The organism is Citrobacter sp. wls718 (assembly GCF_005280945.1).
Taxonomy (GTDB): Bacteria; Pseudomonadota; Gammaproteobacteria; order Enterobacterales; family Enterobacteriaceae; genus Citrobacter; species Citrobacter gillenii.
In genome coordinates, this window is the sequence record NZ_SZWV01000010.1 from 23,144 (window position 1) to 36,085 (window position 12,942).

11 protein-coding genes and 1 pseudogene are annotated in these 12,942 nt (G+C 47.8%); 8 read left to right on the forward strand and 4 right to left on the reverse strand.

Annotated elements, in window-relative coordinates:
* Positions 1 to 3: 3 nt before the first annotated feature.
* Entirely contained in the window at positions 4 to 936 is a 933-nt protein-coding gene (locus tag FDW95_RS01845; RefSeq protein ID WP_115257179.1) for a divergent polysaccharide deacetylase family protein, read from the forward strand.
* Here FDW95_RS01845 and FDW95_RS01850 read toward each other — a convergent pair.
* The 3 genes and pseudogenes from FDW95_RS01850 to kbl all read right to left on the reverse strand — a co-directional run bounded on the left by FDW95_RS01850 (position 937) and on the right by kbl (position 4,398).
* Positions 937 to 1,974 (reverse strand): annotated as a pseudogene (locus FDW95_RS01850) (glycosyltransferase).
* A 192-nt stretch (positions 1,975 to 2,166) separates the two neighbouring features.
* Positions 2,167 to 3,192 carry an L-threonine 3-dehydrogenase gene (gene tdh / locus FDW95_RS01855; RefSeq protein ID WP_115257178.1) on the reverse strand — a complete coding sequence of 342 codons (1,026 nt, stop codon included), beginning with the start codon at positions 3,190 to 3,192 and terminating at the stop codon, positions 2,167 to 2,169.
* A 9-nt stretch (positions 3,193 to 3,201) separates the two neighbouring features.
* Positions 3,202 to 4,398, reverse strand: coding sequence for a glycine C-acetyltransferase (kbl, locus tag FDW95_RS01860; RefSeq protein WP_115257177.1), 1,197 nt, complete (start codon positions 4,396 to 4,398; stop codon positions 3,202 to 3,204).
* Between the two features lie 214 nt (positions 4,399 to 4,612).
* Here kbl and rfaD point away from each other — a divergent pair, with 214 nt between their 5' ends.
* Genes rfaD through FDW95_RS01895 form a run of 7 tightly spaced genes read left to right on the forward strand, consistent with a single transcriptional unit; the run spans position 4,613 to position 11,874 of the window.
* Positions 4,613 to 5,545 (forward strand): ADP-glyceromanno-heptose 6-epimerase, encoded by a 933-nt coding sequence (gene rfaD / locus FDW95_RS01865; RefSeq protein WP_115257176.1) that lies wholly within the window; start codon positions 4,613 to 4,615, stop codon positions 5,543 to 5,545.
* 2 nt (positions 5,546 to 5,547) lie between these two features.
* A complete protein-coding gene (gene rfaF, locus FDW95_RS01870; protein ID WP_137363394.1) occupies positions 5,548 to 6,594 on the forward strand; it encodes an ADP-heptose--LPS heptosyltransferase RfaF in 1,047 nt (348 codons plus the stop codon).
* Positions 6,595 to 6,597: 3 nt separating this feature from the next.
* The gene (gene rfaC / locus FDW95_RS01875) at positions 6,598 to 7,566 is read left to right on the forward strand and encodes a lipopolysaccharide heptosyltransferase RfaC (RefSeq protein WP_115257174.1); all 969 of its coding nucleotides are present in this window, start codon (positions 6,598 to 6,600) and stop codon (positions 7,564 to 7,566) included.
* A gap of 16 nt (positions 7,567 to 7,582) precedes the next feature.
* Positions 7,583 to 8,866, forward strand: a complete 1,284-nt coding sequence (locus tag FDW95_RS01880; protein WP_170972973.1) for an O-antigen ligase family protein — start codon at positions 7,583 to 7,585, stop codon at positions 8,864 to 8,866.
* Positions 8,859 to 9,872 carry a glycosyltransferase family 2 protein gene (locus FDW95_RS01885; RefSeq protein ID WP_115257173.1) on the forward strand — a complete coding sequence of 338 codons (1,014 nt, stop codon included), beginning with the start codon at positions 8,859 to 8,861 and terminating at the stop codon, positions 9,870 to 9,872. Before FDW95_RS01880 ends, FDW95_RS01885 begins: the two co-directional genes overlap by 8 nt.
* A 1-nt stretch (position 9,873) precedes the next feature.
* The gene (gene rfaQ, locus FDW95_RS01890; protein WP_137363395.1) at positions 9,874 to 10,929 is read left to right on the forward strand and encodes a lipopolysaccharide core heptosyltransferase RfaQ; all 1,056 of its coding nucleotides are present in this window, start codon (positions 9,874 to 9,876) and stop codon (positions 10,927 to 10,929) included.
* Entirely contained in the window at positions 10,930 to 11,874 is a 945-nt protein-coding gene (locus tag FDW95_RS01895) for a glycosyltransferase (RefSeq protein ID WP_115257171.1), read from the forward strand.
* A 27-nt stretch (positions 11,875 to 11,901) separates the two neighbouring features.
* Here the strand turns inward: FDW95_RS01895 and FDW95_RS01900 are convergent, their stop codons facing one another.
* Complete coding sequence (locus tag FDW95_RS01900) at positions 11,902 to 12,912, reverse strand: glycosyltransferase (RefSeq protein ID WP_115257170.1); 1,011 nt, start codon at positions 12,910 to 12,912, stop codon at positions 11,902 to 11,904.
* Positions 12,913 to 12,942: the final 30 nt, after the last annotated feature.

Here is a 12,942-nt window from a genome sequence, read left to right on the forward strand (position 1 = left end):
GTTTTGCCTCAGTTTCGCCGCATAATATTCTCACTCGCCAGCCTGCTGGCATTCGCTCCCTCTGTTTTTGCCGGTAAGCTTGCCATCGTGATCGACGATTTCGGTTATCGTCCGCACAACGAGAATCAGGTGCTGGCGATGCCTTCTGCGATCTCCGTTGCCGTTCTGCCCAATGCACCACATGCACGGGAGATGGCGACCAAAGCGCATAACAGCGGACATGAAGTCTTAATCCATATGCCGATGGCGCCTCTCAGCAAACAACCGCTTGAGAAAGATACCCTGCGCCCGGAGATGAGCAGCGACGAGATTGAGCGGATTATTCGCGATGCGGTAAGCAAAGTGCCGTATGCCGTCGGGCTTAACAACCATATGGGCAGCGCGATGACCTCCAGCCTGTTTGGCATGCAGAAAGTGATGCAGGCACTGGAACGGTACGATCTTTATTTCCTGGACAGTATGACCATCGGTAACAGCCAGTCCATGCGTGCGGCAGGAGGAACGGGCGTGAAAGTGATCAAACGCAAAGTCTTCCTCGACGACACGCAAAACGAAGCGGACATTCGCCGCCAGTTTAACCGCGCGGTCGAACTGGCACGCCGCAACGGTTCCGCTATCGCGATTGGGCACCCTCATCCTTCGACGGTACGCGTATTGCAGCAAATGGTTTATAACCTGCCCGCTGACATTACGCTGGTTCGCCCAAGCAGCCTGCTCAATGAACCACAGGTAGATACCTCTACGCCAAATCTGACGCCACCGAAAAACAGCACGCCTGATGCGCCGCGTAATCCTTTCCGCGGGGTGAAACTGTGCAAACCGAAGCAACCGTTAGAACCCGTTTACGCCAGCCGATTCTTTAGCGTGCTCGGTGAGAGCATCACCCAAAGCACGCTGGTACAATATATGCGCCTGCAGTGGCAGGGCTGGTCGTAATCAGTCTTTCAGACCCAGCGTGACATGGGCCAGACGGCGTGGCGTCAGTGATTTATCGCGCCACTTGCTAAACCGGATGGCCCATAACAGCACCTGATAACCCAGCTTAACGCTGCAAATATTGCTCACCATTCGCTTGAACATACCCGATACAAACACCTCGGCAATCATGCGCTGGCGAATCTTTTCGTCTGGCTCTTTGCGGATGCAATGGCATACGCGTAGCGCTTCGTAAATCACCTACTGTTTGAATTCAGGGTAAATCGGAATACGCCCGGCGTAATCATGATTCATCTTATCCAGCAGGCGGGTAATTTTGATGTAGTGGCGCTGATAGGCCAGGTTCTTCTCTCCGGTACGCGGCAGGCGACTGACGGACGCGCCGTGCAGGAAATATTTATACAGCGGAACCTCCGTGTAACGCGCGCGTTTGGCGTTAAACATAAACTCCGTCGTCCAAATAATATCCTGGTGGTGCAGACCGGAAAGAAAGGTTAGCCCAGCGTCGCGGATGGTTTGATGACGGTAAACCCCCATCCAGACCACATGCCGCCAGCGACGACTGGCAAGTGCTTTGCGCAGCCAGCCCGGCCCGGTCATGACGCCGGTAGAACGAATACGATCGGTGGGAATAGATGCCCAGGTATGACCCGTTTCCGCAATACACCAGTCGGCGTTACACTGGGCAACGTCCAGATTGTCCTGCAGCGCCATATTCATCAGCGTTTCATACATTTCCGGATAGGCAATGTCGTCACCATCGACGTAAGCGATATACTCGCCCTTTGCTACCGCCATACCGGTATTTCGCGCTGCCGAGACGCCCCCGTTGCGCTGGTGCAGCAAATGGACGTGTGGATAACGATCCGCATAGGCCTGAGCAAGCTCTGCCGAGTTATCCGTAGAGCCATCATTTACGATGATGATCTCCAGATTTTTCCAGGTTTGCGCGATCAGCGAATCCATACACGCAATGAACGGTTCACCCGTATTGTAAAGCGGCATAATGACGCTCAATAGGCCTGGAGTATAGGTCATATAAAATCCTGCCAAACAATGTAATTAACGGCAATTTTTAGCATATTACGCGGCAGAAGATCAGAGAAAGTTATTCTTATCTTTGACCTAAAATGCGCCAGACAAGCGGGATCGCGCCAGAAAAAAATCCCCGGGTATTTAATGAACATAAATATCCGGGGACAGCACACAGAACCCATTAATCAGAAACGGTTAATCCCAGCTCAGGATCACTTTCCCTGACTGACCTGAACGCATCGCGTCAAAGCCCTGCTGGAACTCATCGATGGAGAACCGATGGGTGATGATTGGCGACAAATCCAGACCAGACTGGATAAGTGCAGCCATTTTGTACCAGGTTTCAAACATTTCTCGACCGTAAATACCTTTAATAAACAGCCCTTTAAAGATAACCTTCGTCCAGTCGACGGACATGTCTGACGGCGGAATACCCAGCATGGCGATGCGACCGCCGTGGTTCATGGTATCCAGCATGGCGCGAAACGCTGACGGCGCACCGGACATCTCCAGACCCACATCAAACCCTTCGGTCATACCCAGCTCGGCCATGACATCAGTCAGGTTCTCTTTCGCTACGTTTACCGCGCGAGTAATACCCATTTTGCGTGCCAGCTCAAGGCGATACTCATTCACATCCGTAATGACAACGTGCCGTGCACCAACGTGCTTCGCGACGGCTGCCGCCATAATCCCGATAGGACCCGCACCGGAAACCAGCACATCTTCTCCGACCAGATCGAACGACAGTGCCGTGTGAACCGCATTGCCGAACGGATCGAAGATTGAGGCTAAATCATCGGAGATGTTATCCGGGATCTTGAACGCGTTAAACGCCGGGATCACCAGATACTCAGCAAAACAACCCGGACGGTTTACACCGACACCGGTCGTATTGCGGCACAGGTGAGTACGCCCACCACGGCAGTTACGGCAATGCCCGCAAGTAATGTGGCCTTCACCCGACACGCGATCGCCGATTTTAAAACCTTTCACTTCCTGGCCGATGCCGACTACTTTGCCGACATACTCATGCCCAACAACCATTGGAACCGGGATGGTTTTTTGCGACCATTCATCCCAGTTATAAATGTGAACGTCAGTCCCGCAGATGGCTGTTTTACGGATTTTAATCAGCAAATCGTTATGACCGACTTCCGGTTCAGGAACGTCGGTCATCCAAATGCCTTCTTCCGCTTTCAGTTTGGATAACGCTTTCATTTCACATCCTCAGGCAATAACGCCCAGTTGTTTACCAATGCGTGTGAACGCGTCAACAGCACGCGTAATCTGCTCAGGGGTATGCGCCGCAGACATCTGGGTACGGATACGCGCCTGGCCTTTCGGAACCACCGGATAGAAGAAGCCGGTAACGTAAATACCTTCTTTTTGCAGTTCACGGGAGAACTGTTGTGCAACGACTGCATCACCCAACATCACCGGAATAATCGCGTGATCGGCACCGGCTAACGTAAAGCCAGCGGCGGACATTTGCTCACGGAACTGACGGGCGTTTGCCCACAGGCGATCGCGCAGGTCATGGCCGGACTCAACCATTTCCAGCACCTTAATGGACGCCGCCACAATCGCCGGAGCCAGTGAGTTGGAGAACAGGTACGGACGGGAACGCTGACGTAGCCACTCCACGACTTCTTTACGCGCTGCGGTATAACCACCGGACGCGCCGCCCAGTGCTTTACCCAGCGTACCGGTAATGACGTCGACACGCCCCATCACTTCGCAGTATTCATGGGAACCGCGGCCGTTTTCGCCGACAAAACCCACCGCGTGGGAATCATCAACCATCACCAGTGCATCGTACTTATCCGCCAGGTCGCAGACGCCTTTCAGGTTGGCAATCACGCCGTCCATCGAGAACACGCCGTCGGTAGCAATCAGCACATGACGCGCCCCAGATTCACGCGCTTCTTTCAGGCGCGCTTCCAGTTCCTGCATATCGTTATTGGCGTAACGGAAACGCTTCGCTTTACACAAACGAACGCCGTCGATGATAGAGGCGTGGTTCAGGGCATCGGAGATAATCGCATCTTCTGCGCCCAGCAGCGTTTCGAACAGGCCGCCGTTAGCATCAAAGCAGGAAGAATAAAGAATGGCATCTTCCATACCGAGGAACGCCGCCAGTTTTTGCTCCAGCTGCTTGTGGCTGTCCTGGGTGCCGCAGATAAAGCGCACCGAAGCCATGCCAAACCCGTGAGAATCCATACCCGCTTTTGCCGCTGCAATCAGTTCCGGGTGGTTAGCCAGTCCCAGATAGTTGTTCGCACAAAAGTTAATCACGTGGCTTCCATCAGCTACCGTGATATCCGCCTGCTGCGCAGACGTAATAATGCGTTCTTCTTTAAACAGCCCTTCCGCACGTGCGGTTTCCAGGTCGTTCGTTAACTGCTTGTAAAAATTCCCACGCATTGCAATTCTCCAGACTGGGCAAATTTCAGCACATATTACCCAAAGCTATACATTGATACGAGATGACGCGTCATCACTTCTTCAAAATGAAGCATAAATCACGTGTACCCGCACGGCTTATCGGTGAATGGCTGAAGCCAGGGCCATGTAGTGATATGATAGAAGTATTCGTGTCTGAGATTGTCTCTGACTCCATAATTCGAAGGTTACATTTATGATCATCGTTACCGGCGGCGCGGGCTTTATCGGCAGCAACATCGTTAAGTCACTGAATGATAAAGGCATCACTGATATCCTGGTGGTGGACAACCTGAAAGACGGCACTAAATTTGTTAACCTGGTGGACCTGAATATTGCTGACTACATGGATAAGGAAGACTTCCTGATCCAGATTATGGCCGGTGAAGAATTCAGCGATATCGAAGCAATTTTCCACGAAGGCGCATGCTCTTCCACCACCGAGTGGGATGGCAAGTATATGATGGACAATAACTATCAATACTCCAAAGAGCTGCTGCACTACTGCCTGGAACGCGAAATTCCGTTCCTGTACGCCTCTTCTGCAGCCACTTACGGCGGGCGTACTTCTGACTTCATCGAATCCCGTGAATATGAAAAACCGCTGAACGTTTACGGCTACTCAAAGTTCCTGTTCGACGAGTATGTTCGTCAGATCCTGCCAGAAGCGGATTCGCAGATTGTTGGCTTCCGCTATTTCAACGTTTACGGACCGCGTGAAGGCCACAAAGGCAGCATGGCAAGCGTGGCTTTCCATCTCAATACCCAACTCAACAATGGCGAAACGCCAAAACTGTTTGAAGGCAGCGAAAACTTCAAACGTGATTTCGTCTATGTTGGCGATGTTGCCGCAGTTAACCTGTGGTTCCTGGAAAATGGTGTATCCGGTATCTTTAACCTCGGTACCGGTCGCGCGGAATCATTCCAGGCCGTGGCGGATGCTACGCTGGCTTACCATAAAAAAGGCAGCATTGAGTACATTCCGTTCCCGGAAAAACTGAAAGGCCGCTACCAGGCGTTTACTCAGGCGGATCTGACTAACCTGCGCGCAGCAGGCTACGACAAGCCGTTTAAGACCGTGGCCGAAGGCGTAACGGAATATATGGCCTGGCTGAACCGCGACGCGTAAGTATGAAAATTTTGGTGATAGGCCCGTCCTGGGTTGGCGACATGATGATGTCGCAAAGTCTCTATCGCACGCTCAAGGCGCGCTATCCCCAGGCGATAATCGACGTGATGGCACCGGCATGGTGTCGTCCGCTGCTGTCGCGCATGCCTGAAGTCAACGACGCGATTGCCATGCCGCTAGGACACGGTGCGCTGGAGATCGGTGAACGGCGTAAACTCGGCCACAGTCTGCGTGAAAAACGCTACGATCGTGCCTTCGTGCTGCCGAACTCATTTAAGTCAGCACTGGTGCCGTTCTTTGCGGGCATTCCCCATCGTACCGGATGGCGCGGTGAGATGCGCTACGGGCTGCTCAATGATGCACGCGTGCTGGATAAAGAAGCCTGGCCGCTGATGGTCGAGCGCTATGTAGCGCTGGCCTACGATAAAGGCGTAATGCTTTCAGCGAAAGATTTACCGCAGCCGCTGTTATGGCCGCAGCTGCAAGTCAGCGAAGGTGAAAAATCACTGACCTGTAGCCAGTTCTCTCTCTGTGCTGAACGCCCGATCATCGGTTTTTGTCCTGGGGCAGAATTTGGTCCGGCCAAACGCTGGCCGCATTATCACTATGCGGAACTGGCAAAGCAGCTGATCGACGAAGGTCATCAGATCGTACTGTTTGGCTCAGCCAAAGATCATGAAGCCGGTAATGAAATTCTGGCGACACTCAACACCGAACAGCAGGCATGGTGCCGTAATCTGGCGGGTGAAACGCAGCTCGAGCAGGCCGTTATTCTTCTCGCCGCCTGTAAAGCGGTAGTCACCAATGACTCAGGATTAATGCACGTAGCCGCCGCGTTGAACCGTCCGCTGGTCGCTCTGTACGGCCCCAGCAGCCCGGACTTTACTCCGCCTCTTTCCCATAAAGCACGTGTGATCCGCCTGATAACGGGTTATCACAAAGTGCGTAAGGGCAATGCGGCGCAAGGGTATCATCAGAGCCTGATTGACATCACTCCTCAGCGCGTTCTTGAAGAACTGAACGACCTGTTGTTACAAGAGGAAGCCTGACGGATGCGGGTTCTGATCGTTAAAACATCGTCGATGGGCGATGTACTGCATACATTGCCTGCGCTAACCGATGCGCAGCGGGCAATTCCAGGTATTCAGTTTGACTGGGTGGTTGAAGAAGGGTTCGCGCAAATCCCATCCTGGCATTCAGCCGTTGACCGGGTGATCCCCGTGGCGATTCGCCGCTGGCGTAAAGCCTGGTTTTCAGCACCGATTAAAGCCGAGCGTAAAGCGTTTCGCAATGCGGTGCGTTTACAGCAGTATGACGCGATAATCGATGCCCAAGGTCTGGTTAAAAGTGCCGCTCTGGTTACGCGTCTGGGGCGCGGCATCAAGCATGGCATGGACTGGAGCACGGCTCGCGAGCCACTGGCAAGCCTGTTTTATAACTGTAAGCATCATATTGCCAGGCAGCAGCATGCCGTTGAACGTACGCGGGAACTGTTTGCGAAAAGTTTGGGGTATACCAAACCACAGTCGCAGGGCGATTATGCTATCGCGCAGCATTTCTTGAACGATCTTAATGCTGATGCAGGCCAATATGCGGTATTTTTACACGCGACAACCCGTGACGATAAACATTGGCCGGAAGCCAACTGGCGGGAGCTGATTGGCCAGTTACATAACGCCGGAATACGCATTAAGCTGCCCTGGGGGGCGCCTCATGAAGAAGCGCGCGCCAAAAGACTGGCTGACGGTTTTAACTACGTCGATGTCCTGCCGCGGATGAGTCTGGAAGAGATCGCAAGTGTGTTGGCGGGGGCAAAGTTTGTCGTGTCGGTGGATACAGGGCTCAGCCATTTAACCGCAGCGCTGGATCGCCCGAACATTACCCTGTATGGCCCAACAGACCCTGGGCTGATTGGTGGGTATGGGAAGAATCAATACGCACAGCAGAGTCAATCCGGTAATTTACAGGATCTCGATGCCAGCAGCATCAACGCATCATTGCTTGATATTAATTTGCTTTAACTTTAAGAGATGAACCATGCTTTGCCAAAACATGTTTTCTCGCTTTATCGATAATACAAAAAACAACCCATTTAATTTTCTATATCAGCTATTTTACACGGGGATCCTTGTCACCCTTGCGATGGTGCTGGTCAATCCCGATGAGGCACTGAAGGTATTTATTGCCTGTGCGGCCCTGTCTCTGCCGTTGATTGGCAAAAATATAAAGTATGTGCTCGGCAACAAAAAAAATCTGATCTTGCCTTTTATGCTGTTGCTTTTTGGCTTAGTGCAAATTATCTGGGTGGACATCTTTAAGCAACCCGGATCTGCCTTTACCGGCGCCTACCGTTCGTATCAGAACGGGGGTAAAGTCATGATCTTTGCCGCACTGGTTCTCACCGCATTAACCTCGCGAGCACCCAGCGAAACCAAAACCCGTGTCACCAGCATCTGGGTTATTGTTACGGCAATTGGCCTGTATCTTTTTGCAGGCTACCAGCTAGCCGGTGCCCCTAATCCTTTGGATTATCGTGTTGCTCTCGGCTTTGAGCACCAGACTGGTACCGCTTATGCGCTGACATTGATTGGCTTATTGGCATCTCAGGCCATTATCAACCTGCGTATAAAACATACCGTTTCACTGTATCTGTTACATTTCTTAATATCGCTGGCGGTTATTATTACCACGCAAACTCGGGCGGCTATTTTGGTATACCCGATCCTGAGTATCAGCCTGTTTCTCATGCACCATCGTCACAACCGTATCATGTTGTTCAAAGCATTATTGGGCTTCGTGATACTGGTAGGGGTAGCGTCAATTCCGCTTAAATCAATTATTGAAAATCGTTACCAGAACATGATGGTCGATTTGCATTCCTACAGCCAGAACAATAGTAATACCTCTATTGGCGCGCGACTTGCAATGCAACGAGCAGGTATTGAGGCAGGGAAAGTACATCTCTGGGGGCAGTCACTTGAACAACGTGGTGCAGAAATTCAGCGTCTTACTGTGCAAGATACCTCTCTGCAAGGGGCGCTTGAGTTCCTTAACGTCCATCTGCATAACGAAATCGTTGATACCTTTTCGCTGAAGGGCATCCTTGGGGTGATTGTGCTACTCTTGCTCTATACTGCCATGTTCTTAAGGGCTTACTGGCAACGTAGTTCTCTGTTGTTTGTCATCGCAGGTGCTATCGCTATCTATGGCTTAAGTGATTTATTATTATATGCCAAAGGTGAAGCTTTGAGCAGCGTACTAGCATTGTGTATAGCAGCAATGCTGACCTCGAATCCAACGAGAGAGCGATGCCATGATTAACGCTTCAGGTTATTTACTGAGCATTATTATACCGACATACAACAATGCGGAATTCATCGCAGAAACACTGGCATCGATACACCAGAGTATCACTGACGATGTGGAGGTAATCATTGTTAATGATGGCTCAACCGATCTGACCGAAGAACGTGTTAGTACATTTTATCGTGAAAAAAATTGCAAGAACATCAGATATATAAGCAAAAATAATCAAGGTGTTGCAATCGCCCGTAACGTTGGACTGGCTCATGCGACGGGAAAATATATTGGTTTTGTGGACAGCGATGATATTGTCTGCCGTGATTATTTTTCTATTCTCCTCCCTAAATTAAGAGACGAAAAATATGATATTATTGAATTTAACCTAACCCGTAATATAAAAAATCTGCATAAGAATACTTCTGATACGGAAAAGACTATCGTCCAGCACGAAGTGACTTTAGAAAATGACAACTATGCGCCACTATTCCCAATTTTTCGTGCCGGTCAGTGGCACTTAATGACGAAGATTTTTCATCGTGATGTGATCGGTGAAGATCGATTTGAAGAACATCGTCGCTATGAAGATATGATTTTCTGTCCTTTTCAATATTTTAAATGCCATAAGATTTTAAAGATCGAAAATAATCTTTACTACTACCGGGTAAATGATAAAAGTATTACCGAGAATATTATTGATAGCGATGCGGATAGTATCTTCTTCGCCATGCGAAAAATGTATAACTATATCAACGAAAATAGTGCCAAACGCACTGTTGCTACGCTCATGATCATCAATTGTTTTCTCGAAGGACGCAAACTACTGCGTAAGAAAAAAGGCTATTATCGCTATAACGAAAGCATGCTAAATGATATTCACAACGCGCTGGCATGCTGCGACACGCGAATTATTAAGAAAAAGATCATTTATAAAATGAAATATCCACACATTGATCGTTCCATTTCTGAAATACGTTTTAAAATTATAAATACCTGCAAGAATTTATTTTTTCGAAAGGGACTTTAACATGTTTGATAAAGTGGACAGAGTTCTTATCTGCAAGCTCAAATTTTACGGGGATGTACTGTTGATCACCCCCGTCATTGCCAGCATTCGAGCCCGCTATCCGCAGGCTAAAATCGATCTGCTTCTATATAAAGATACCAAAGCAATCGTAGCCGCGAATAAAGATATCAATGATTTTTACCTCATCGAGAAAAAGAAAGGTTTGCTGGCGACTACGAAAAATTACCTATCGGTGCGTCAACAACTAAAGAAAAATCACTATGATCTTATCGTCAACTTAACAGAGCAGTGGCCTATTGCAGCCCTTATAGCCTCCCTGCATCGTCCCTCGGTTGCGTTTGAACGTGACAAAAATCAATGGAATCGGCTTTTTACACACATAACGCCCTCCGTTGGAACACATGTCGTTGAGCAAAATTTATCTATATTGAAAGGGGTTGGCTTTGGTGAAGCAGAGCTCAAGAAAGAGATGTCGTTGTGTTATCGTCCGGATGACTATCAACATTTAGTATCCCAGCTGCCTGCACTATCTTCGCAAAAATATGTTGTTATTCAGCCTACGGCAAGGCAAGAGTTTAAATGTTGGGATGATGATAAATTCGCACATGTCATAGACCATCTGCATCAACAAGGCCTGCATATTTATCTTACCTGTGGGCCAGCATTAGGGGAGCAACAGCAGGTTCAACGCATCGCAGAACTGTGCCAGGTTTCTCCTGACCTGACACTGGCAGGCAAAACAACCTTCCTGCAATTGGCTGCGTTGATCGACCATGCAGTTCTTTACATCGGGGTCGATTCTGCGCCTATGCATATGGCGGCAGCGTTAGGAACACCACAGGTCTGCCTGTTTGGCGCTACCAATTATCAGCAATGGAGACCATGGTCAGATAAAGCCGTGTTGATTTGGGCTGGCGATTACCATCCAATGCCTTCCAGAGATGAACTCGACAGGTCAAAAAAATATTTAACATGGGTACCAGAACAAGCTGTGATTGACGCTATCGATATGGTACTTCATGATAGTGGCAATAATAAAGGCAATGAGAAAGCATAAATGGACAACAAAAATAACGTTATTAATATTGCTTACTGTACAGATGCCAACTATCTGGAATATGTAGCAGTGTCCATTATGTCCGTCATAATGAACAACCCAGGACAAGACCTGTCATTTTTCGTTTTTGTCTATGACGTCACTGATAAAGAGATTGATAAGCTACGCTCCACCAGTGATAAAATTCAGGTTGTCAATATTGATAAAGAAGAGATTGAAAAATATAACAATGACTTTGCAATCAAACACCTGAACCGTTCAACTTATATGCGCCTTGCCGTTCCGCGCTTACTGAAAGATAAAGTTGAGCACTTTATCTATTTAGATGCCGACACTCTGTGTTTTGATAAACTCAATGATATTAACAGTATTGATATCAGTAACGTCATTTGCGCAGCCAGCCACGACTCGCTCGATATCCATGATACAAAAAATGCCAAACGCCTAGGTCTCAGTACAGGTCATTACTTCAATGCCGGTTTTTTGTATATTAATATTGCGAATTGGATTAAATTCGACATCGAAAACAAAGCAAATACTGTACTATTTGAACAGGGAAAAAATCTACCTTACTTTGATCAAGATGCTCTAAATATTGCAATGGATGGCAACGTCAAATTTATTGATAATCGATGGAATTTTTTGTTTAACTGGTTTAACGATCAACAGAAAGATAGCTTCTTCTATCAAAAAGATAACCTGCCACGCATTATCCATTTCACCGGTGGAAGAAAGCCATGGTATAAAGAACACACAGGGCTTTCACAGCAGCTGTATCTTTTCTACCATCATTTTACACCATGGCAGAACACAGAAATGCGCTCTTATGCCCCGCGAATGAGGCCTACTGATTATCGGGTTTACTCGCGTCAGGAAGCCAAAAGGGGAAATTACTGCGCTTCTTTCAAATGGTATATGAAATATCTCAAGACAAAACTGCGCTAAATAAAAAACTCCCTTTCGGGAGTTTTTTTACTTACTTTGTAACTTTGTACGTAAATAGCCGATATAGCTAATTATTGAAGCGAAATATTTTCCTTGTAGCCTTTCATGCCGTGATTTCTTTTTATACTGTTTTGGCGTTCTGGCTGGCAGCAAGGGAACATCCGCCCAAGGGGAGGCTTTCCATGCCTCAACAAAGTACACTGCAGAAGGGTAGTTAGCCCAGGAATTCCATGGTTTAGTCACGCCTATATAATGGATCAGAATGGTTTCAGGTGTTATATACTCTTTATACTTTGAAAGATCTTTGCTCTTAAGTTCTTGTTTAATACCATATATTGCATCATAAATTCGTGGTAAGAAAATAGTTTTCCCCAAAAACATGATATTTAAAACATCCTGATCAAGAAACGCAAATTTCTTAGTTTTATCTAAAAGAGTAGAAAATGCTTTAGAGAAAAATTGTTGCTCCTTCCATTCCTTTAAATTGGCAAAAACAACCCCAGCATTAAAATATTGCTCATTAAACTCTGGAACATTAAGACGAGTAGCTGCATATGAGCGACTATCATCAACATCCTGGATAACTGCAGCTACATGATGCCCAAATTTGATATTCGTTAAATCAATCAACGAACCCTTACATACCACATCGGCATCAATATAGAGTAGACTATCGATTTTTTCGCTAAGATATTCGAATGCAATGAATCTAAAATAAGTCGCATGAGACCAGGCATTTCCGCATGGCAAGACCTTTAGTCCTTCAGCATTCATTACATAGACCGTTATATTACTAGAAAATTGTTTTGCTAGTTTTTCAAGCCGTTGCCGATAATCTAAGTCAATATAATCAGTAAAAAGGTGAAAATGAATGCTGATATCTTGATTATGTAGTAAAACGGACGACATCGAAACTGCCGCTCCGAACATAAAATTCTGATCAACCCCCCATGCAATATTGAGCTGCGGGGTATGATCTGTTGGAGCACCACAGATCTCAATGGTATCCTTGATAGACTGATGACAATCAAAATTCATGTACTACACCTTTTTATGCTATCTGAAAAT